16 protein-coding genes are annotated in these 21,055 nt (G+C 73.8%); 4 read left to right on the top strand and 12 right to left on the bottom strand.

Annotated features, from left to right (window positions below; genetic code table 11):
- Window positions 1-63: 63 nt before the first annotated feature.
- From cydC to deoC, 9 genes are all read right to left on the bottom strand, one after another.
- The gene (gene cydC, locus O7603_RS17635) at window positions 64-1,941 is read right to left on the bottom strand and encodes a thiol reductant ABC exporter subunit CydC (protein ID WP_281570906.1); all 1,878 of its coding nucleotides are present in this window, start codon (window positions 1,939-1,941) and stop codon (window positions 64-66) included.
- The gene (cydD, locus tag O7603_RS17630; RefSeq protein WP_281570905.1) at window positions 1,938-3,617 is read right to left on the bottom strand and encodes a thiol reductant ABC exporter subunit CydD; all 1,680 of its coding nucleotides are present in this window, start codon (window positions 3,615-3,617) and stop codon (window positions 1,938-1,940) included. Before cydD ends, cydC begins: the two co-directional genes overlap by 4 nt.
- Entirely contained in the window at window positions 3,614-4,621 is a 1,008-nt protein-coding gene (locus O7603_RS17625) for a cytochrome d ubiquinol oxidase subunit II (RefSeq protein WP_281570904.1), read from the bottom strand. Before O7603_RS17625 ends, cydD begins: the two co-directional genes overlap by 4 nt.
- An 11-nt stretch (window positions 4,622-4,632) precedes the next feature.
- Window positions 4,633-5,883 carry a cytochrome ubiquinol oxidase subunit I gene (locus O7603_RS17620; protein ID WP_281570903.1) on the bottom strand — a complete coding sequence of 417 codons (1,251 nt, stop codon included), beginning with the start codon at window positions 5,881-5,883 and terminating at the stop codon, window positions 4,633-4,635.
- A gap of 149 nt (window positions 5,884-6,032) precedes the next feature.
- Entirely contained in the window at window positions 6,033-6,938 is a 906-nt protein-coding gene (locus O7603_RS17615) for a M56 family metallopeptidase (RefSeq protein ID WP_281570902.1), read from the bottom strand.
- 10 nt (window positions 6,939-6,948) lie between these two features.
- A complete protein-coding gene (locus O7603_RS17610) occupies window positions 6,949-7,422 on the bottom strand; it encodes a BlaI/MecI/CopY family transcriptional regulator (RefSeq protein ID WP_281570901.1) in 474 nt (157 codons plus the stop codon).
- Between the two features lie 232 nt (window positions 7,423-7,654).
- Complete coding sequence (locus O7603_RS17605) at window positions 7,655-8,494, bottom strand: aldehyde dehydrogenase family protein (protein WP_281570900.1); 840 nt, start codon at window positions 8,492-8,494, stop codon at window positions 7,655-7,657.
- Window positions 8,487-9,917: an aldehyde dehydrogenase family protein gene (locus O7603_RS17600; protein WP_281570899.1), complete on the bottom strand. Its 1,431-nt coding sequence runs from the start codon at window positions 9,915-9,917 to the stop codon at window positions 8,487-8,489. Before O7603_RS17600 ends, O7603_RS17605 begins: the two co-directional genes overlap by 8 nt.
- A 5-nt stretch (window positions 9,918-9,922) precedes the next feature.
- A complete protein-coding gene (gene deoC, locus O7603_RS17595; protein ID WP_281570898.1) occupies window positions 9,923-10,882 on the bottom strand; it encodes a deoxyribose-phosphate aldolase in 960 nt (319 codons plus the stop codon).
- A gap of 146 nt (window positions 10,883-11,028) precedes the next feature.
- Here deoC and upp point away from each other — a divergent pair, with 146 nt between their 5' ends.
- Window positions 11,029-11,661 (top strand): uracil phosphoribosyltransferase, encoded by a 633-nt coding sequence (gene upp / locus O7603_RS17590; RefSeq protein WP_281570897.1) that lies wholly within the window; start codon window positions 11,029-11,031, stop codon window positions 11,659-11,661.
- Window positions 11,662-11,851: 190 nt separating this feature from the next.
- Complete coding sequence (locus O7603_RS17585; protein WP_281570896.1) at window positions 11,852-12,529, top strand: GPP34 family phosphoprotein; 678 nt, start codon at window positions 11,852-11,854, stop codon at window positions 12,527-12,529.
- 104 nt (window positions 12,530-12,633) lie between these two features.
- On the opposite strand, the gene O7603_RS17580 is transcribed toward O7603_RS17585, so the two are convergent.
- Both O7603_RS17580 and O7603_RS17575 read right to left on the bottom strand, forming a co-directional pair.
- Window positions 12,634-14,298, bottom strand: coding sequence for a phospho-sugar mutase (locus O7603_RS17580; protein ID WP_281570895.1), 1,665 nt, complete (start codon window positions 14,296-14,298; stop codon window positions 12,634-12,636).
- A 48-nt stretch (window positions 14,299-14,346) separates the two neighbouring features.
- Window positions 14,347-16,368 carry a serine/threonine-protein kinase gene (locus O7603_RS17575; RefSeq protein ID WP_281570894.1) on the bottom strand — a complete coding sequence of 674 codons (2,022 nt, stop codon included), beginning with the start codon at window positions 16,366-16,368 and terminating at the stop codon, window positions 14,347-14,349.
- 205 nt (window positions 16,369-16,573) lie between these two features.
- Between O7603_RS17575 and O7603_RS17570 the strand changes: the two genes are divergently transcribed.
- Together O7603_RS17570 and O7603_RS17565 are read left to right on the top strand one after the other, a co-directional pair.
- Window positions 16,574-18,157, top strand: a complete 1,584-nt coding sequence (locus O7603_RS17570) for a methylmalonyl-CoA mutase family protein (protein ID WP_281570893.1) — start codon at window positions 16,574-16,576, stop codon at window positions 18,155-18,157.
- Window positions 18,158-18,799: 642 nt separating this feature from the next.
- Window positions 18,800-20,059, top strand: coding sequence for an amidohydrolase (locus O7603_RS17565; RefSeq protein ID WP_281570892.1), 1,260 nt, complete (start codon window positions 18,800-18,802; stop codon window positions 20,057-20,059).
- On the opposite strand, the gene O7603_RS17560 is transcribed toward O7603_RS17565, so the two are convergent.
- Window positions 20,016-20,984: a DUF4349 domain-containing protein gene (locus O7603_RS17560; RefSeq protein ID WP_281570891.1), complete on the bottom strand. Its 969-nt coding sequence runs from the start codon at window positions 20,982-20,984 to the stop codon at window positions 20,016-20,018. The genes O7603_RS17565 and O7603_RS17560 overlap by 44 nt on opposite strands.
- Between the last annotated feature and the right edge of the window lie 71 nt (window positions 20,985-21,055).

Below are 21,055 nucleotides of genomic sequence, written 5' to 3'. Positions count from 1 at the left end.
CACCCTGCCACGCCGGTGGGCCGCGCGTCGTCCGGGAGAACCCTGGGCCGCCCCGGAGACCGGTCAGGGGGCGAGGGCCAGGTACCCGCGTTCGGCCGCCTCCTGGAGCAGCCACTGGTCCCGGTACCAGCCGGGGACGGCGACCAGCTCGTCGTGCCGGCCCCGTTGCGTCACCCGCCCCGCGTCGAGGACGACGATCTCGTCGAGCCCGGCGAGCCCGCTCAGCCGGTGGCTGATCAGCAGAACGGAGTGACCGGCCGGCGTCGCGGCCAGCACCGAGGCCAGCACGGCGTCGGCGGCGGCCGGGTCCAGCCCCTCGGTGGGTTCGTCGAGCACCAGAACGGGCGGCGCGGCCAGCAGCGCCCGGGCCAGCGCCAGCCGCTGCCGCTGCCCGCCGGAGAGCTGCCCGCCCTCCTCACCGACCACGGTGTCCCACCCGGCGGGCTGGGCGCGTACCCAGTCCAGCAGCCCGGCCGTGGCGGTCGCGGCGGTCAGCTCGCCCTCGCCGGCGGTGGGGCGGCCGAGCAGCAGGTTCTCCCGGACCGTGGCGTGGAAGACGTACGCCTCGGCGAGCAGCCCGCCGACCGCCCGGGGCAGTTCGTCCTCGGCGTACGTCGTGAGGTCCCGCCCGTCCACCGTGACCCGCCCGGTCGACGGGCGCACCGCGCCGGTCAGGACGCCGGCCAGCGTGCTCTTGCCCGCGCCGCTCGGGCCGACCACCGCGACCCGCCGGCCCGCCGGCAGGTCGAGGCTGACCCGGTCGAGGGCCGGCGCGGCACCCGCCCGGTACCGGACGGTCACCTCGTCGAAGCGCACGTCCCGCAGTCCCGCCGGCGTGACCCCGGGCTCCGCCCGCTTGGCCCCGGCCAGCGCCGTGAGTGCCGCCGGCTCCGGCTCCTGCGCGGGTGGCCCGCCCGCGGGCTCGGCCGGCCCGGCACCGGGCGCCGGCTGACCGGCCTCCGGCGTCGTCGGTCGGGAGGGCGCCGCGGCCGCGTCCCCGAGCAGGGCGGCCACCCGGTCGAGGCCGGCCCGGAGCTGGGTCCACTGCCGGGCCGCGCCGACCACCGCCAGCGCGATCTCGACCGCGGCCAGGGTGCCGACCGCCAGCACGCCGACCAGCACCCCGCGCACGTCCGCCGCCAGCGCGACCAGCACCACCGCGCCGGCCGTGAGGCCGGCGACGAGGGTGCCGGCCGCGTCGACCGCGAAGCCCGCGGCGGCGAGCCGCCGTTCCAGGCGGGCCAGTCGCTGGGCGCGCCCGGTCGTGGCGCGCAGCGCCGACCCGGTCGCCCCGAACGCGGCGAGGTCGGCGGCGCCGTGGGTCAGGTCGATCGCGTCGGCGGCCAGCGCTCCGCGCAGGGGCGCCAGCTCGGCGGCGCTGCGCCGGGTCAGCGCCGTGGCCAGCGCCGGCAGCGCCAGCCCGGCGACCAGCAGCCCGACGGCGAGCGCGCCGGCGGCCGGCGGCGAGATCAGGGCGGCGCCCCCCACCGCGACCACGCTGACGAGCAGCGCCGCCGATGCCGGCACGAGCACCCGCAGCAGCAGGTCCTGGACCGCCTCGACGTCGGAGACCAGGCGGCTCAACGCGTCCCCGGAACGAGGCGGCGCGGCCCGCCGGGCGGCGAGGGTGGCGAAGACCCGGGCCCGCACGTCGGTGATCATCCGAAGGACGGCGTCGTGCCCGGCCAGCCGTTCGCTGTAGCGGAACACGCCGCGGCCGATCGCCAGCGCCCGGACGGCGACGATGGCCACGGTGAGCCGGTCCAGCGGCGGCTGCCCGGCGGCGCTCATCAGCAGCCAGGTCGCGGTCGCCATGAGGGCCAGCCCGGCGAACTCGGTGGCGGCGGCGAGCAACCCGGCGCCGGCCAGCCGGCCGAGGTACGGCCGGGCCAGCCGCAGCACGGCGCGCTCGGCCGCGGTGACGCGTGGCGTGGCGCTCATCGGGCCGCCTTCCCGGTCGGCGCCGGGGTCAGTTCGGTGACCCGGCCGTCCTCGATCCGCAGGATCCGGTCGGCGTCCTCCAGGAGCGCCGGCCGGTGCGCGACGAGCAGCGCGGTCCGACCGGCCACCAGACGCCGGGTCGAGGCCAGCACCATCGCCTCGGACGCGCTGTCCAGCCGGGCGGTCGGCTCGTCCAGCAGCACCACCGGGGCGTCCCGGAGGAACGCCCGGGCCAGCGCGACCCGCTGCCGCTGCCCGCTGGACAGACCGTGCCCGCGTTCGCCGAGGACGGTGGCCAGCCCGTCGGGCAGCCCGGCGACCACCTCATCCAGGGCGGCGTCACGCGTCGCGGCGGCGAGCGCGACGTCCGGGGTGTCCGGGGCGCCGAGCCGGATGTTGTCGGCCAGTGAGGCGGCGAAGAGGTGCGCGCGCTGCGGCACCCAGGCGAGCTGCCGGCGCCACGCGTCCAGGTCGGCGTCGGCCAGGTCGACGCCGTCCACGGTCACCCGGCCGCCGGTCGGGGTCACGAAGCCGAGGAGCAGACCGAGCAGGGTGCTCTTGCCGGCGCCGCTCGGCCCGATGATCGCGATCCGCTCGCCCGGCCGGACGGTCAGCGTCACGTCGCGCAGGGCCGTCGTGCGGTCGTACGCCACGGTCACCGACTCGAACCGGATCTCGCCCCGCCCGTCGGGCACCGGGCCGGCCTCTCGTTCAGCCGGGCGGGTGGGCGCACCGGCCTCCACCTCGAACGCGTCGTTGAGCGCGGTGAGGCCCTCCATGCTGGCGTGGAACCGGCTTCCGGCCGCCCGCAGCGGCAGGTACGCCTCCGGGGTGAGCAGGAGCACCAGCAGCGCCGTGGAGAGGGTGAGGCCGCCGCCGAGCAGCCGGATGCCGACCGGCACCGCCACCAGCGCCACCGAGAGGGTGGCGACCAGCTCCAGCACCAGGGCGGAGAGGAACGCGATGCGCAGCGTCCGCATGGTGGCGACCCGGTGCCCGTCGGCCATCCGGCGGACCACCTCGACCTGCGCCCGGGCGCGGCCGAAGGCCCGCAGTGTGGGCAGCCCGGCGACCATGTCCACGAAGTGGCCGCCGAGCAGGGACAGCCGTCGCCACTGACGCTCGGTCGCGGCCTGCGCCTGCCAGCCGAGCAGCGCTCCGAAGATCGGGATCAGCGGCAGGGTCAGCGCGATGATCACCGCCGAGCTCCAGTCGGCGAGGCCGATGCGGGCCAGCACGGCCAGCGGGACGGTGACGCTGAGCACCAGCTGCGGCAGGTAGCCGGTGAAGTAGGCGTCCAGCGCGTCCAATCCGCGCCCGGCCAGCGTGGCAAGCTGACCGGCCCGCTGACCGGCGACCCAGCCCGGCCCGTGCCGGCCGACCGCGGCGAGCAGGTCAGCGCGCAGCGCGGCCTTGACGGTCGCGGCGATCCGGGCGGACACCGTGCCCTGCGCCCAGACGAGCAGGGCCCGGGCGCCCACCGTGGCCACGAAGCCGGCCAGGGCGGGCCGGTCCAGCCGACCGTCGATCGCGATGGCGAGCAGCGTGGCGAGCGCGGTGGCCTGCGCGACGACCAGCGCCGCGGCGACCACCCCGAGGATCGCGAGCACGGCGAGGTCGCGGCGGGCCGCGGGGACCCGACGCAGCAGACGCGGGTCGAACGGGCGTCGGTTCACCAGTACACCGGTGCCCTGCCGTCGGTCCGTCCCCGGAACACCCACCAGCACATCAGCTGAAAGCCTAGTAGGGCCGGAAGGAGCGGCAGCGCGAGCCAGCCCAGCAGGCGCAGAGTGGGCTCGCTGGCCGCGGCGTCGGCCACGGTGAGGGACGCGCCGGCGTCGACGGTGGAGACCAGCACGTAGGGCCAGAGGGTCGCGCCGACCAGCGCCACCGGAAGGGCCAGGGCCACGCCGGTGGCGGCGAAGGCCAAACCCGGCCGCCGCCGGGCGAGCGCCGCGCGGGCCGCCAGCAGCGCCACCACCAGCGCCACCGGCAGCAGTACGCCGGCCACCGGCCGGTGCGCGGCGGCGCGTACCCGATCGGAGAGCAGGCCCGCGACGGTGACCACGGCGACGGCGGCGAGCGCCACCGGGAGCAGCCGACGGGCCACCCGGCCGACCGCGGCGGCGTCGGCGGCCGGCAGCCGGAGGGTGAGGAAGGTCGCCCCGTGCACCGCCACCAGGGCCAGCATGGCCAGTCCGGAGGCGGCCACGAACGGGGTGAACAGGTGGGTCAGCCCGGTGACGTGCCCGTCGGCGTGCAGCGGCAGGCCCTGGAGCAGCCCGCCGAGCAGGGCGCCCCAGCCGAGTGCGGCGAGCGCGCTGCCGACGACCACCACCCGGTCCCACCGGGCCCGGACCCGCTCGGCGCCGGGGCGGCTGCGTAGCTGCACCCCGGCGGTCACCAGGACCACTCCGGCGAGCGCGCCGAGCACGGCCGGGTAGAACCCGGAGAGCAGTTCGCCCTCCAGGAGTGGAAAGGCGCCGAACAGGATGCCGACGGCCGCCACCAGCCAGACCTCGTTGCCGAGGAAGAAGGGGCCGACGGCGTTGAGTGTCGCGCGGCGGCGGCCGGGCTCGGAGTTGCGGGCCAGCAGCAGGCCGACGCCGTAGTCGTAGCCGCCGAGCACCAGGTAGGTGGCGAAGAAGAGGCCGAGCAGGGCGTACCAGGCGAGTTCCACGTCTCGGCTCCTCAGGCGAAGGCGGGTGCGGCGGGGTGGGGGTCGGCGGCCCGGCCCGGCGGCCGGCCGAGGGCCGGGTCCTGCGCGCCCCGGGCGGCGTGCCGGGCGAGCAGCACCCAGTTGGTGACGGCGAGGGTGCCGAGCAGCAGACTGAAGCCGATCAGTGAGGCGAGCATCACCGGCGCGCCGACGGGGGAGACCGCCTGGTCGACCGGGAGCAGGCCGTACGCGACCCAGGGCTGCCGCCCGACCTCCCGGGAGATCCAGCCGAGGATGACCGCGACGAACGGCAGCGGCAGGGCCAGCAGGAGCAGCCAGAGCGGGAACCGCAGCCGGATCATCCAGTCTCGCCAGAGCAGCGGAAGCAGCAGCCAGAGCAGGCCCAGGCCGGTGCCGATCAGGATCATGAAGCCGAGCCCGACGTTGGCGAGCACCGGCGGCGTGTAGTCGCCGGGACCGAACCGGGTGGTCCACTCGGCGATCACCGCCTGGGCGTCGTCACCGTTGCCGAACTTGGTGGGCTGCACGGCGCCGACCGGGCCGAACTGGGCGTAGCCGAAGCCCTGCACCAGGGTGATCGCCAGTGTGGCCGTGACCACGCCGATCCGCAGCGAGGTGCGGTGCAGCGCGTGGTCGGGGGTGCGCCGGATCAGGTGACCGGCGCTGACCGCGGCCATCAGCATGCCGCCGACCAGCAGCGCCGCCGAGACCACGTGGCCGAAGGCCATGCCGAGGCTGGGGTTGGTGAGCAGCGCCGGGAAGTCGGTGAGGTGGGCGACGCCGTCGCGTACCTCGTAGCCGACCGGGTTCTGCAGCCAGGAGTTGGCCACCATGATCCAGAAGGCCGACGCGTACGCGGTGAGGGCCACACCCCAGAGCAGCGCGAGGTGCACACCGCGCCGCAGTCGGTGCCAACCGAAGATCCACATGCCGAGGAAGGTGGACTCCAGGAAGAAGGCCACCAGCGTCTCGATCGCGAGGGGCGCCCCGAAGACGTTGCCGACGTAGCGGGACAGGCCGCTCCAGTTCAGCCCGAACTGGAACTCCATCACGATGCCGGTGGCGATGCCGAGCACGTAGTTGATCACGTAGAGCTGGCCCCAGAACCGGGTCAGCCGCTCGTACTTCGGGTTGCCGGTGAGCACCCACGCGGTCTGGAGCCCGACCAGCAGGGTGACCAGGCCGAGCGTGACGACCACGAAGAGGAAGTGGATCGAGGTGGTGGTGGCGAACTGAAGTCGGGCGAGGAGCAGGGTGTCCATGGCCGGCTCTCCAACGGTTGGCTCGCTTTTCGTAGCAAGCCTACACGTAGGTTATCTACGCATAGCTACTACGCCGCGTCGTAGTAAATGTTACGACGAAACGTAGTAGTTGTGGGGGTGCTGCGCCGGCGCGGGCGGTGCGCGTCAGGTCAGCTCAGGAAGAGCGAGACCGGGAGCGTGACCAGCATGGACGCGACGGCCAACGCGGTGGCGCCGATCAGCCGCGGCGGCCGGTCGGCGACCATCAGCCGCTGCACCCGGACGTCCAGGTCGCGGTCGCCGATGCCGAGGGCGCCCGCCGGCGTGATCCGGTTGCCGGCGGCGGCGAAGCGGCGCAGCGCACCCGCCAGCGGGGCCTCGGCGTGCAACTCGCGAGCCTTGTCGTCGGCGCGCATCTCGACCAGGAGAGCGACGCGCTCGTGCGCCCGCCGGACCCAGCGGACCCAGGGCAGCGCCCGGCACAGCGCGGTGAAGGGCAGCAGCACCAGGTCGTGCCGCTCCTGCGCGTGCGCCCGCTCGTGGGTGAGCACCGCGGCCAGCTCGGCCCGGTCCAGCAGGCTCAGCGTGCCCGCGCTGACCACCACGCGCGGCTTCACCCCGGGCAGGCAGTACGCGGCCGCGCTCGGGTGGTCGAGCACCAGCGCGCCGGGGGCGGCGGGGTCGTCCCGGGCCACCAGCGCGAGCAGGTCGCGGTGGCGACGCTGGGCACGGAGCGCGCCGTGGATGCTGCGTACGGTCGTGGTCAGCAGCACCGCGCCGATGCCGAACCCAATGCCGACCCCGGCCAGGTGCAGCACGCCCAGCCAGGTGGGGAGCGCGTCGTCCAGCAGGTCGGCGGAGAGGGCGACGATCGCGCTGCCGGTCGGCAGGCCGTAACCGTTGAGCCCGAGCGCGATCGGCAGGCCCATCGCGGAGAGGCCGAGCGCGAGCCCGACCGCCTGCCAGCAGACGATGGCGACGCGTGGGCTGCGCCACGTCCAGGTCGACCGGGCAAGCACCTTGGCGGTGAGCCAGCAGGCCAGGATCGTCAGGGCGAAGTGCAGGGCGTACGCCATGGCCGCGGCCCTACCGGTCCGCTGCCTCGTCGGCGGCGGTCGGGCGCGCGACCTGGTCGGTCGCCGGCGCCTCGATCCGGCCGGTCAACGAGTCGCCGCCGCGGTCGGCCGGCTCGCCGCCGGCCGCCTCGGACGCGAGGGCGGCGCGGAGCACGTCGGCCTCGGTGCCGGTGACCGAGCGGGCGAAGCGCACCAGCGCGGCGTCCCGGCTGCCGCCGAGGTCGAGCGCGTCGAGCATGAGCTGGGCGATGTGCGCCTCGCGGCTCCCCGCGGCCCGGTAGCGCCAGGCCCGCCCCTCCCGCTCGCGCTGCACCATGCCCTTGCCGGCCAGCCGGTCCAGCACCGTCATCACCGTGGTGTAGGCCAGCTCCCGGCCGGCGAGCGCGTCGGCCACCTCGCGCACGGTGACGCCGTCCGACGTGGCCGGGACCGAGTCCCACAGCACGTCCATCACCGCACGTTCGAGATCACCAAGCCGAGTCACGGCTCAATCCTACCCCCGGTAGTAGATCAGCCACGACGCCCGGCCCGCCCGCCCGCCGGCACCCCCGAGGCCCGCCGGCCCACCGGCGCCCCGCCCCAGCCCCAAGATCCGCGCAACTTCAGGGATGTAGTGGCCTCCGCGCCCCGGGAGGCCACTACATCAGGGATGTTGCGCGGACCTTGACCGACGGAGGGGCGGGGCTCCCCGGAAACCCGGAGGCCGGGACGACGACTCACACCCCCTTGGGATGCCAGACCGTCTTCGTCTCCAGGAGCGTGGTCATCCGGCCGAGACCCGGGTCGGCGAACCAGTCGTGGTCCGCCGGGGCGGGGCGGAGCACCCGCTTGAGGTTCTCCGCGGCCTTGACCTCCAGGTCCGTCGCCAGGTCGGCGTCGGTCACCCCGGTCAGGTCGATGGCGTTGACGTCCATGTGGCTGGCCAGGGTCGGCGCCGTCTCGGTGATCCGGCCGGTGAGGACGTTGACCACCCCGCCCGGCAGGTCGGAGGTGGCCAGCACCTCGGTCAGGGTGATCGCCGCCAGGGGCTGCGACGGCGAGGCGGCCACCACCACCGTGTTGCCGGTGACGATCGCCGGGGCGATCACGCTGACCAGGCCCAGCAGCGCCGGCGCCTCGGGAGCCACCACCGCCACCACACCGGTCGGTTCCGGCGACGAGAGGTTGAAGTACGGGCCCGCGACCGGGTTGGCGCCGCCGTACACCTGCGGGAGCTTGTCCGACCAGCCGGCGTACCAGACCCAGCGGTCGATCGCCGCGTCGACCTCGTCTGCCGGGACGCCGAGCGCGATGAACTGCTCGCGGCGGCCCTCCAGCATCTCCGCGACCCGGTAGAGGATCTGACCCCGGTTGTACGCGGTCGCCCCGGCCCACCCCTTCACTGCGGCGCGGGCGGCGACGACGGCGTCGCGCGCGTCCTTGCGTGAAGCGAGTGCCACGTTGGCGGTTTCTTCCCCACCGGACTGCACGATGTACGACCGTCCCGACTCACTGCGCGGGAACTTCCCGCCGATGAAGAGCTTGTACGTCTTGCGTACCGCGACCCGCTCAGACATTGAGGTACGCCTCCAGCCCGTGCCGGCCGCCCTCGCGACCGTAGCCCGACTCCTTGTAGCCGCCGAACGGCGAGGTGGGGTCGAACTTGTTGAACGTGTTGGCCCAGACCACGCCGGCGCGCAGCCGGTCGGCCATCCACAGGATCCGGGAACCCTTGTCGGTCCAGATCCCGGCCGACAGCCCGTACGGCGTGTTGTTCGCCTTCTCCACCGCCTCGGCGGGGGTGCGGAAGGTGAGCACCGAGAGCACCGGTCCGAAGATCTCCTCCCGGGCGATCCGGTGCGCCTGGGTGACGCCGGTGAAGATGGTCGGCGCAAACCAGAAGCCGCGGTCGGGCAGCTCGCACGGGGGCGACCAGCGCTCGGCGCCCTCGGCGGCGCCGGCGTCGGAGAGCTCGCGGATCCGCGCCAGCTGGGCGGCCGAGTTGATCGCGCCGATGTCGGTGTTCTTGTCCAGCGGGTCGCCGACCCGCAGCTGCGCCATCCGCCGCTTCAGCGACTCCAGCACCCGGTCGGCGACCGACTCCTGGATCAGCAGGCGCGAACCGGCGCAGCAGACGTGCCCCTGGTTGAAGAAGATGCCGTTGACGATGCCCTCGACCGCCTGGTCGATCGGCGCGTCGTCGAAGACGATGTTGGCGGCCTTGCCGCCCAGCTCCAGGGTGAGCTTCTTGCGACTGCCGGCGACCGAGCGGGCGATGGCCCGGCCCACCTCGGTCGACCCGGTGAAGGCGACCTTGTCCACGCCCGGGTGCTCGACCAGCGAGCGGCCGGTCTCCCCGGCGCCGGTGACGATGTTGACCACACCGGCCGGCAGGTCGGCCTGCTGGCAGATCTCGGCGAAGAGCAGCGCGGTGAGCGGGGTGGTCTCGGCCGGCTTCAGCACCACCGTGTTGCCGGCCGCCAGCGCGGGGGCGATCTTCCAGGCCAGCATCAGCAGCGGGAAGTTCCACGGGATGACCTGCGCGGCCACGCCGAGCGGCCGGGGGCTGGCGCCGAACCCGGCGTGCTCCAGCTTGTCCGCCCAGCCGGCGTAGTAGAAGAAGTGCGCCGCGACCAGGGGGATGTCGACGTCCCGGGACTCCTTGATCGGCTTGCCGTTGTCCAGCGACTCCAGCACGGCCAGCTCGCGGGAGCGCTCCTGGATGATCCGGGCGATCCGGAACAGGTACTTGGCCCGGTCCCGGCCCGGCATCGGGCCCCACACCTTCTCGTACGCGGCCCGGGCGGCCTTGACCGCGCGGTCCACGTCCTGCGCGCCACCCTCGGCGACCTCGGCCAGCACCTCCTCGGACGCGGGATTGATCGACTTGAAGCTGCCGCCGTCGAGCGGGTCGACAAACGCTCCGTCGATGAACAGGCCGTACGCGGGCTTGATGTCCACCACCGAGCGGGACTCGGGGGCGGGGGCGTATTCGAACATCACGCTCAGTCCAGGGTGAAGTAGTCGGGACCGGCGTAGACGCCGGTCGTCAGCTTGGTGCGCTGCATGAGCAGGTCGTTCAGGAGGCTGGACGCGCCGAAGCGGAACCAGTCCGGGTCCAGCCAGTCGGCGCCGACGGTCTCGTTGACCATCACCAGGTACTTGATCGCGTCCTTGGTGGTCTTGATGCCGCCGGCCGGCTTCACGCCCACCTGACGGCCGGTCGCGACACGGAAGTCCCGGACGGCCTCCAGCATCACCAGCGTCACCGGCGGGGTGGCCGCGACCGGCACCTTTCCGGTGGAGGTCTTGATGAAGTCGCCGCCGGCCAGCATGGCCAGCCAGGAGGCCCGCCGCACGTTGTCGTACGTGGCCAGCTCGCCGGTCTCCAGGATCACCTTGAGGTGGGCGTCCCCGCAGGCCTCCTTGGTGGCCACGATCTCGTCGTAGACCTCCTTGTAGCGGCCGGCCAGGAAGGCGCCCCGGTTGATCACCATGTCGATCTCGTCGGCCCCGGCCGCGACGGCCGCCCGGGTGTCGGCGAGCTTGATCTCCAGCGGCGCCTGCCCGGACGGGAAGGCGGTCGCCACGCTGGCCAGGTGCACGCCGCTTCCGCGCAGCACCTCCGCGACGTACGGGACCATCGCCGGGTAGACGCAGACGGCGCCCACGTGCGGGCAGGACGGGTCCGCCGGGTCGGGGCGCAGGGCCTTGGTGGCCAGCGCCCGGACCTTGCCGGGGGTGTCCGCGCCCTCGAGCGTGGTCAGGTCGACCATCCGGATCGCCAGGTCGATCGCCTGTGCCTTGGCCGTGGTCTTGATGCTGCGGGTGCCGAGCTGTGCCGCCCGCTGCTCCGCGCCGACCTGGTCCACGCCCGGCAGGCCGTGCAGGAAGGTCCGCAGAGCGGTCTCGGATCGTCCCAGCTCGGAGAGGTCCGACCGGGCCGACGTCGTTGTCGCCGTCATGCCGGAAAGTCTACGCATCCACCGGCGCCGTGATCTTGGTCACGGCGTCCGGGGCAGGGTGACCGCGGCCACCGGTCGGGTGAGCGACGTCGCGGGAACGGCTGCGGCGCACGGGCGGGCCGGTCGGTTCGGTAGGTTGAGCGATCGTGGACGTACACGTCATTGACCACCCGCTGGCCCAGTCCCGGCTGACCGCCATGCGGGACGAGCGCACCGACTCCTCCTCGTTCCGGGCGGCGCTGCACGAACTGACCACCATGCTGGTGTACGAGGCGGCGCGTTCCTTCCCCGTCGAGCGCTTCCCGATCCGGACCCCGGTCACCGGCACCGAGGGCACCCGGCTGGCCAACCCGCCGCTGCTGGTGCCGGTGCTGCGGGCCGGCCTGGGCATGGCCGACGCCGCGCTCGGCCTGCTGCCGGAGTCCTCGATGGGCTTCGTCGGTCTGGCCCGCGACGAGAAGACCTTCGAGCCGCGCGCCTACATGGAGTCGCTGCCCCGGGACCTGACCGGCCGGCCGGTGCTGGTGCTCGACCCGATGCTCGCCACCGGCGGCTCGCTGGAGCACTGCTGCCGGCTGCTCGCCGACCGCGGCTGCACCGACATGACCGTGCTCTGCGTGCTCGCCGCGCCGGTCGGGATCGAGCGGCTGGAGCGCTCGGGCCTGCCGATGCGCCTGGTCACCGCCTCGATCGACGACCGGCTCAACGACAAGATGTTCATCGTGCCCGGCCTCGGTGACGCCGGCGACCGCCAGTTCGGCGGCATGCCCCGCTTCTGAGCACCCGCCGGCAGCTCGCCACGCGCCACATCGCGCCGTAGCCCGGCCGGGTCACGCGTTCACGGAAAGAGGGCCCATTCCACCCGGAATGGGCCCTCTTTCCGTGAATCGGGCCCCATCGGTCCGGTCGGCCGCCGCGCGTCGGCGAGTCCGTGCGCGGGGGTGCGCGCAGCGGCTACCGTTCCGGGCCATGACTGGTGTTGCGCTGGCCGAAGAGCTGCTGCTCCTCGCGTACGACGACGAAACCGGCAAGGCGACCATGCCGCGGATCAGCCTCGACCTGGGGATGGCCGCCGCGGTGCTGATCGAGCTGGCGCTGGCCGGCCGGATCGCGTACACCGAGGGGACCCTGGCGGCCGTCGACCCCGCGCCGACCGGTGAGCCCATCGCCGACGCGGTGCTCGCGAAGATCGCCGCCGACACCCCGCACACCCCGTCCTCCTGGGTGCAGCGGCTGCGGCACGGCCTGCGCGACCGGATCCTGGGCGACCTGTGCAGCCAGGGCGTCGTCCGGGACGTGGACGAGACCGAGCTGGGCTTCATCCACGTGCACCGCTACCCCGTGGTGGACACCTCGGTGGAGGCGGACACCCGGCGCCGGCTGGCCGACGCGCTCACCAGTGGCGTGGCCCCCGACGAGCGGACCGCGGCGCTGGCGACCCTGGTCGCCGTGCTGCGGATGGAGTCCGCGCTCGGGGTGAGCGGTGCGGCCGCCGAGGACGCCCGGCAACGGCTGGCCGAGATCGCCAGCGGCGCCGGCTTCTCCGGCGACGTGAGCCTCGACGACTCGGTCGTCCGCCCGTCGGTCGGCCTGGTCGTCGCCGCCCTGGCCCAAGCCGTGGACGCCGCCCTGGGCCCCCGCCGCTAACCCCACCCCGCCCATTTCCCCCGCGATCTTGCAGTTTCCGCCCCGGCAAACGGTGTAGAAGCCGCAAAACAGGGGCACAAAGTGCAAGATCGCGGGGGAAAGGGTCAGAGGTTGAGGGCGGTGGCGATCTCGGCGCGGAGCGCCGCGATCGCGACCTCGGCGCGCTGCCGCGCCGCGGCGACGTCGCCGTCCGCGACCGGCTCCACCACCTCGAGGTACGCCTTGAGCTTCGGCTCGGTGCCGGACGGGCGGATGACCACCCGGGCGGTCTCGCTGCGAAGGATCACCACGTCCGCGTCGGGCAGCAGGTCCTCGGTCGCGGTGACCGGGTGCCCGAGCAGGGCGGTCGGGGTGGCCGCCCGGATCCGGGCCATCGCGTCGACGATCAGCCGCAGGTCGTCCACCCGTGCCGACAGCTGGTCGGTGTGGTGCACCCCGAACTCGGCGGCCAGCTCGTCCAGCCGGTCGGTGAGGGTGCGCCCCTGCGCCTTGAGGCCGGCGGCCAGCTCGGCCACGGTCACGGCGGCGGTGATGCCGTCCTTGTCCCGCACCAGGTCCGGCGCGACGCAGTAGCCGAGCGCCTCCTCGTACCCGAACACCAGCGGCACGGACCCGTCGCCGGCCCGGACGATCCACTTGAACCCGGTCAGCGTCTCGCCGTAGGGCAGGCCCCGGGCGGCGCACATCGCGCGGAGCAGCGACGACGACACGATGGTGGTGGCATACAGGCCGGTCACCCCGCGGCGCATCAGGTGGTCGGCGAGGAGCACCCCCACCTCGTCACCGCGCAGCATCCGCCAGCCGGCGCCGGTCCGGACGGCGACGGCGCAGCGGTCCGCGTCCGGGTCGTTGGCGACGGCCACGTCCGCCGCGGTGGTGTCGGCGAGCGCGATCAGCCGGTCCATCGCGCCCGGCTCCTCCGGGTTGGGGAAGGAGACGGTGGGGAAGGCGGGGTCCGGCTCGGCCTGATCCGGCACCACTCCCGGCACCGGAAAGCCGGCCCGGGCGAAGGTGGCGGCGAGCACCGCCGCGCCCACCCCGTGCAGTGGCGTGTACGCCACGGCCAGCTCCCGCGATCCGTCCGGCGCGATCACGGCGGCGGCCCGCTCCACGTACGAGGCGACCAGGTCGTCGCCGAGCACCAGGCCGGGCGGGCCGAGCGGCACCGCGGTCAGCGGGCCGACCGCCCGGATCGCGGCCTCGATGCCGGCGTCGGCCGGGGGAACGATCTGCGCGCCGGCGCCGGTGTCACCGCCCAGCCCCGCGCCGAGGTAGACCTTGTAGCCGTTGTCCTGGGGCGGGTTGTGGCTGGCGGTGACCATCACGCCGGCCACCGCGCCGAGGTGCCGGACGGCGTACGCGAGCACGGGCGTCGGCAGGGGCCGGGGCAGCAGCATCGCCGGCCGTCCGGCCCCGGTCGCGACCTGGGCGGTCCGCTCGGCGAACTCCAGGGAGCCGTGCCGGGCGTCGTACCCGATCACCAGCGGGCCGGTGCCGCCCTGGGCGGCGAGCCAGGCGACCAGCCCGGCGGCCGCCTGCGTGACCACCGCCAGGTTCATCCCGTTCGGGCCGGCGCGCAGCGGGCCGCGCAGCCCGGCGGTGCCGAAGGTCAGCGGGCCGGCGAACCGGTCGGCCAGCTCCGGGGCGCTCGCCGGCAGCCGGTCGAGCACCGCCTGCAGCTCCGCCCGGGTGGCCGGGTCCGGGTCGTCGTCGAGCCAGCGTCGGGCTTGCTCGCGAATGTCGTCGATGTCAGTGGTTTCCGCCGGCATGCCTCTTGATAGCACGCCGGCGGATCATCGCTGACGGTTCCCTCCGGCTCAGCCGGCGGCGGTCAGCTTGAACGTCCGGACCATCTCGTCGAAGATCGGCTTGCTCTCGGCGAACTTCGCCTCGGTCGAGCTGAGATAGAACGAGTAGATCTTTCCGCCGCTGACCACGCCCCGCCAGACGCCGTGTCGCATCGTGTCGCCCTCGCCGCAGGTGTATTCGAACTCGGCGGCCGCCTTGCCGGCCAGTTCCTGTTCGGTCATCGAGACCTGGGCGTACGGCTTGGGGCAGGACTTCGCCTTCTTCAGACCACCCTCGGCGATCTCGGCCCAGCGCATCGAGCTGCTGCCGCCGAAGTTCTCGGTGAGGATCCGCACCTTGCGACCCGAGTCGTCCGGGTCGACGTAGTCGTAGTAGAGACCGCCGGTCGCCCGCTCCCAGCCCTTCGGCACCATCACCTGGATGCCCCGGGCCGAGTGCTCCTGCATCTCGATCCCGGGCCCGGCCGGCGTGGTGGCGGTTGGTTGGGCCTGTGGGGTCGCGGGCGGCTCGTCACCGCCGCCGAACAGGACGACCGCGCCGATCAGCAGCACCACGGCGAGGCCGCCGGCTGCGGCGAGCTGCACCTTTCGCGGCCAGCCCTTGACGGTGCGGACCAGCTCTCCGCCGACCCGGCGGGCCCGGTCGGCGGGGCTGTTGCCGCCCGCCGGCGCCGCCCAGGGCTGCCCGTTGCCCGGCACCGACCACTGGCCGCCGCCGTAGGTGCCGCCCACGCGCTGGGTGGCGCCGGGCGAGCCCGGGTAGGGGACCGCCTGGGTGGCGTCGGGGCGGACACCCCAGGTGACCCGTTGGGTCGCGTCCCGCTGGGCGCCGGCGTCCACCCGCTGGGTCGCGTCGGCGCCGCCGTAGGTCCGGCCCGGAGCCGACATCGCGCCGGTGGGGGTGTGCAGGGGGCCGGCCAGCGCGTCGGCGCTGGTCTCGTCTAGGGCGTCGGCGCCGGCGGGCTGCGACCGCTCGCCGCGGCGCAGCGCCGCCAGCCGGTCGGTCAGCGACTCGCCGGGTGCGAGCATCGCCCGCCCGCCGATCTGCCCGCCGGGCTTCGGCTCCGGCTGGGCCGGCGGCGGCGGAGCGACCGGCCGCTGCACCGGGACCACCGCGTAGGGGTCGGTCACCGAGTGCACGGCGGTGGCGGTGCTGCCCAGCGGCCCGGCCAGCAGCTCGCGGAGCATGGCTCGCGAGGTGTGCACGTCCAGCCGGCGGGCCGGGTCCTTCTCCAGCAGGCCCATCAGGACCCGGGTCAGGGGGCCGCTGCGCTGCGGCGGGGCGGGCGGGTCCTCCACCACCGCGTGCATGGTCTCGATCGGGTCGCCCTTGTCGAACGGGGGGCGCCCCTCGACCGCGGTGTAGAGCGTCACGCCGAGCGAGAACAGGTCGCTCGGCGGGCCGAAGTCCTGACCCATGGCCCGCTCGGGGGAGATGAAGTGCGGTGAGCCGAGCACCATCCCGGGCGTGGTGAGCTGCACGTCGGTGGGCATCCGGGCCACCCCGAAGTCGGTCAGCACGCAGCGCCCGTCGGAGCAGATCAGCACGTTGGCCGGCTTGACGTCGCGGTGCAGCACGCCGATCGCGTGCGCCACCTCGAGCGCGCCGAGCAGGGCGATACCGATCTTGGCCACGGCGCGGGGCGCGACCGGCCCGTCCTCGATCACCATGTCGGCGAGGCTGCGGGCGTCCAGCAGCTCCATCACGATCCACGGGCGGCCGGCCTCGGTGACCACGTCGTACACCTGCACCACGGCCGGGTGCTGGATCGCCGCGGCGGCGCGGGCCTCGCGGAGGGTGCGCTCGTACATCGCGTCGCGGTCGCTGGGGGCCAGCCCCGGCGGGAGGACGACCTCCTTCACCGCCACGTCTCGTCGCAGCAGCGTGTCCGCCGCGCGCCAGACCGTACCCATGCCGCCGTTGCCCACCGCGGAGCGCAGCGAGTAGCGCCCACCGATGGTGGTGCCGGGTGCCGCACGCCCGTTGGGAGGACTGACGGGTCCGCCGCTCCAGGTCGGGATCTGAGTCACAGAAAAGCCACCGGGGGATATCGAGGGGGCTGGGACACAACCCCCCTATCTTGCTGGTTCCGACGCCGGATGCGAAAGCCGACGCGTCGGACGTTTACCGAAGTCGACTTTCCGTACCCGGGCGTTCACCTGGTGTCGACCTTCGCGGACGGAGTGTGCGGTATCCCTCACCCGTCCCGGTCGCGCCGCGTCCTACCATCCGGTGATGAGCGAACGGCGGTCAAGCGAGTCCGGTTTTCCGATCAAGGACGTCTACACGACGGCCGATCTTCCGGCGGACCTGGACTCCCGGCTGGGCGGCCCGGGCGAGTTCCCGTACACCCGCGGGGTCTACCCCACCATGTACACGTCCCGCCCGTGGACCATGCGCCAGTACGCCGGCTTCGGCACCGCCACCGAGTCCAACGCCCGCTACCACCAGCTGTTGCGGGCCGGCACGATGGGCCTATCGGTCGCCTTCGACCTGCCGACGCAGATGGGGTACGACTCCGACGACCCGATCGCGCACGGCGAGGTGGGCAAGGTCGGGGTGGCCATCGACTCCATCGAGGACATGCGGCTGCTGTTCGACGGCATCCCGCTCGACAAGGTCTCCACCTCGATGACCATCAACGCGCCCGGTTCGGTGCTGCTCCTGCTCTACCAGCTGGTCGCCGAGGAGAACGGCGTCCCCGGCTCGGCCCTGAACGGGACCATCCAGAACGACATCCTCAAGGAGTACATCGCCCGGGGCACCTACATCTTCCCGCCGAAGCCCTCGCTGCGGCTGGTCGCCGACACGTTCGGCTACTGCCGTGCGGAGGTGCCGAAGTGGAACACCATCTCCATCTCCGGTTACCACATGGCCGAGGCCGGGGCGTCCCCCGCGCAGGAGATCGCGTTCACCCTGGCCAACGGCGTGGAGTACGTCCGTGCCGCGCTCGCCGCCGGGCTGGCGGTGGACGACTTCGCCCCCCGGCTGTCGTTCTTCTTCGTGGCCCGGACGACCCTGCTGGAGGAGGTCGCCAAGTTCCGGGCGGCCCGGCGGATCTGGTCCCGGCTCATGCGTGACGACTTCGGCGCCAAGAACCCGAAGTCGATGATGCTGCGCTTCCACACCCAGACCGCGGGGGTGCAGCTCACCGCGCAGCAGCCCGAGGTGAACCTGGTCCGGGTCGCGGTGCAGGGGCTCGCCGCGGTGCTCGGCGGCACCCAGTCGCTGCACACCAACAGCTTCGACGAGGCGATCGCGCTGCCCACCGAGAAGGCGGCCCGGCTCGCGCTGCGGACCCAGCAGGTGCTCGCGTACGAGACGGACCTGACCGCCACCGTGGACCCGTTCGCCGGCTCGTACGTGGTCGAGGCGATGACGGCCGAGCTGGAGGCGGCGGCGACGGAGCTGATGGACCGGGTCTTCGACCACGGTTCGGCGGTGGACGCGATCGAGGCCGGCTTCCAGAAGCGGGAGATCGAGCAGTCCGCGTACGGGATCGCCCAGGAGATCGACTCGGGCGAGCGGGTGGTGGTCGGGCTGAACCGGTTCCGGATCGACGAGGAAGAGCCGTACGAGCCGCTGCGGGTCGACCCGGCGATCGAGGCGGCGCAGGCGCAGCGCCTGGTCGAGCTGCGGCGCACCCGGGACGCGGGCGCGGTCGAGCGGGCCCTGGCCGAGCTGCGCGACGCCGCCTCCGGCACCGGGAATGTCCTCTATCCGATGCGGGAGGCGCTGCGCGCCCGGGCCACCGTGGGCGAGGTGTGCGGGACGCTGCGCGAGGTGTGGGGCCTCTACCGGCCCAGCGACCGCTTCTGATCGGCCCGCTCTCGGCAGCTTTCCCACGACGGTCGCCCGGTGTCGGGCGACCGTCGTATTTCGGCTGGTCAGCTGCTCGATCGGCGGTCCGTCGAGCGCTACAGTCGGAAACAGTTCCCCGGCCGGCGCGGTGCCGGATCACTCGCGGGACGGTACCGGCGGCGCCGCCCGGTACCGCCGCGGGTCGCCCGGGGCGGCGTGGCCCCGACCGGCGTGGTGTGTGCCCGCGAGGTTTGCGGGTACCCCGACCGGGTGAACGGGGACGGACACCATGTGCGGTCATCCCGTACGTGTGCGTGTGAGCGTCTGTACCCGGTTCGTTGCGGAGAGTGGTCGGCTAATTGGCGGAGTGCCAGTTCATTAGACCGACTAATGCGACAATTCGTAACGAGGAGCCCGTGCGGGCGCTCGATTCGTGACCGCTGAATCGGTTACGCGTTGTAGGAGGTGAGACGGCAGATGACGGCGTTCGATCGCGATCTACCTGCTGTCCCGCTGATTCCAGAGCGCTCCCAGCAGGGCATTCGTGACGCTGCGCGGTCCGATCACTACCGTAACGACGTTGCGCAGCGTCACCGGCGGAGGTCTAGGCTGTCTGCTGTTCCCGAAGATCCATCCATCTCTAGTGATCGAGAATTCGACGTGACGAGTGCGTTGACGCTGCCGACCGGCAGCCAGCTGGCGTCGTCCTGGCCGGAGGCGCCTACCGGGTCCCACCCCCTGCCCTTCGAGCTGGACCACCTGCTCGCCCTCCGCGTACCCGGGCTCATCGCCACCCGTCGCCACCTCCACGCGCACCCGGAGCTGTCCGGCAACGAGTTCGAGACGGCCGCCCTGGTCGCCCGCGAACTCGCCCTGGCCGGGCTGAACCCGCGGATGCTGCCCAAGGGCAACGGCGTGCTCTGCGACATCAACGGCCGCCCGGACGGCCCGGTGATCGCCCTGCGAGCCGACATCGACGCGCTGCCGCTCACCGACGTCAAGGACGTGCCGTACCGCTCCACGGTGGACGGCGTCTGCCACGCCTGCGGCCACGACGTGCACACCACCGTCATGCTCGGCGTCGCGATGCTGCTCGCCCAGCTCGCCGACCTGGGCGAGCTGGACGGCCGGGTCCGGCTGATCTTCCAGCCGGCGGAGGAGATCCTGCCCTGCGGCTCGCTGGAAGTCATCGAGGCCGGCGGCCTGGACGACGTGGTGCAGATCTTCGCGCTGCACTGCGACCCCAACCTGCCGGTCGGCCAGGTCGGCCTGCGGGTCGGGCCGATCACCGCGGCCGCGGACAACGTCACCGTCCGGCTGACCGGCCCCGGCGGGCACACCGCCCGTCCGCACCTCACCGTCGACCTGGTCGACGCGCTCGGTCGACTGGTCACCGAGGTGCCCGCGCTGGTGAGCCGGCGGGTGCCGGCCAACAGCGGGCTGCTGCTGGTCTTCGGCCACGCCTCGGCCGGCACCCGCTACAACGTCATCCCGTCCGAGGCGTGCGCGGCCGGCACGCTGCGGGTGATGGACCGCGACACCTGGGAGCTGGCGCCGAAGATCGTCGCTCAGGTGGTGCGCGACGTGATCGCCCCGACCGGCGCCACCGTCGACCTGGAGTACCTGCGCGGCCGGCCCCCGGTCAGCAACGACTCGCGGGCCATCCAGGTGCTCACCGCGGCCACGACCGCCGCGCTCGGCCCGCAGGGCGTCGCCGAGACCCCGCAGAGCATGGGCGGCGAGGACTTCTCCTGGTACCTCGAGTACGTCCCCGGCGCGCTGGCCCGGCTCGGCGTCGGCCGGTCCGGGCCCAACGTCGACCTGCACCGGGCCTCGTTCGACGTGGACGAGCGCGCCATTCCGGCCGGGGTGCGGGTCATGGTGCAGACCGCGCTGCGGGCACTGGCGGCGGCGCGCTGACCGGCGGCGCGGTCCGGCGGTTCCGCCGCCGGCGCAGCGCCACGATCAGCACCGTCACCGGTACGCCGAACACGATCAGCCAGGGCAGCACCGCGCCCAGGACGGTCAGCATGATGGTCATCGAGACCAGGAAGACCTTCCAGCCGCCGTGCAGCCCGACCAGGAAGCCGAGTTCGGTCTCCTCGTCCGCCGTGCTCACATCCGACCCGACCAGGGTGAGCGTGATGGTGGAGAGCGCGGTCAGGTCGGCCAGCCGACGCTTCTTCGCCTCCAGCGACGCCAGGTCGGCCTCCCGCTTGGCCAGCTCGCCCTCCAGCGACACCAGATCGCCGATCGTGGTGGCCCGCGCGAGCAGCCGCCGGCCGCTCTCCACCCGGGCACGCTGGGTGGCGATCCGCGCGTCCAGATCGATCGTCTCCTCGGTGACGTCCTCGGTCTGGATCTCCCGGCGTTCCTGCCGGCCCAGCCCCGCCAGCTCCTCGATCACGCCGGTGAACCGCGCCGCCGGCACCCGCAGCTGCAACTCGGCGCGCGCGTCCGCGTCCGAGCTGCTGCGCTGGTCGCCGCCGACGAAGCCGCCCGCGCCGGTGACCACGGTGACCGCGCGGCGCGCGGCCGCGTCCACATCGTCCACCCGCACGAGCATCGTTCCGGTGTAGATGATCGACCGCTGGTCCACACGCAGGTCCGCCGACGCCGAGCCGGCCTCGGCCGGCGCACCGGCACCGGGCGCGCCAGCGCCTGGCGCGCCTGGCGCGCCGCCCTCCGCCGCGTCGCGGTCCGCCGCCCCGGCGGCCGGCGCCTCGTTCGAGGTCCCACTGTCCGACTGCCCGGCCACTCCGCCGCATCCGCCGACCGCCAGCACCGCCACCAGTCCGAGCGCCGCCAGCGGTACGCCGCGGCGCCGTCCTCGCCGTCCGTCCATCCCCGCTCCCATCTCCACGCCCCGGGTGGGCGATACCTCGGACGCGGCGCGCCAGCACGCCGGTTCCGGCA

Source organism: Micromonospora sp. WMMD812, from assembly GCF_027497215.1.
Taxonomy (GTDB): domain Bacteria; phylum Actinomycetota; class Actinomycetes; order Mycobacteriales; family Micromonosporaceae; genus Micromonospora.
Note: the sequence above shows the minus strand (reverse complement) of the source record. Positions and strands in the feature narration are given on the sequence as shown.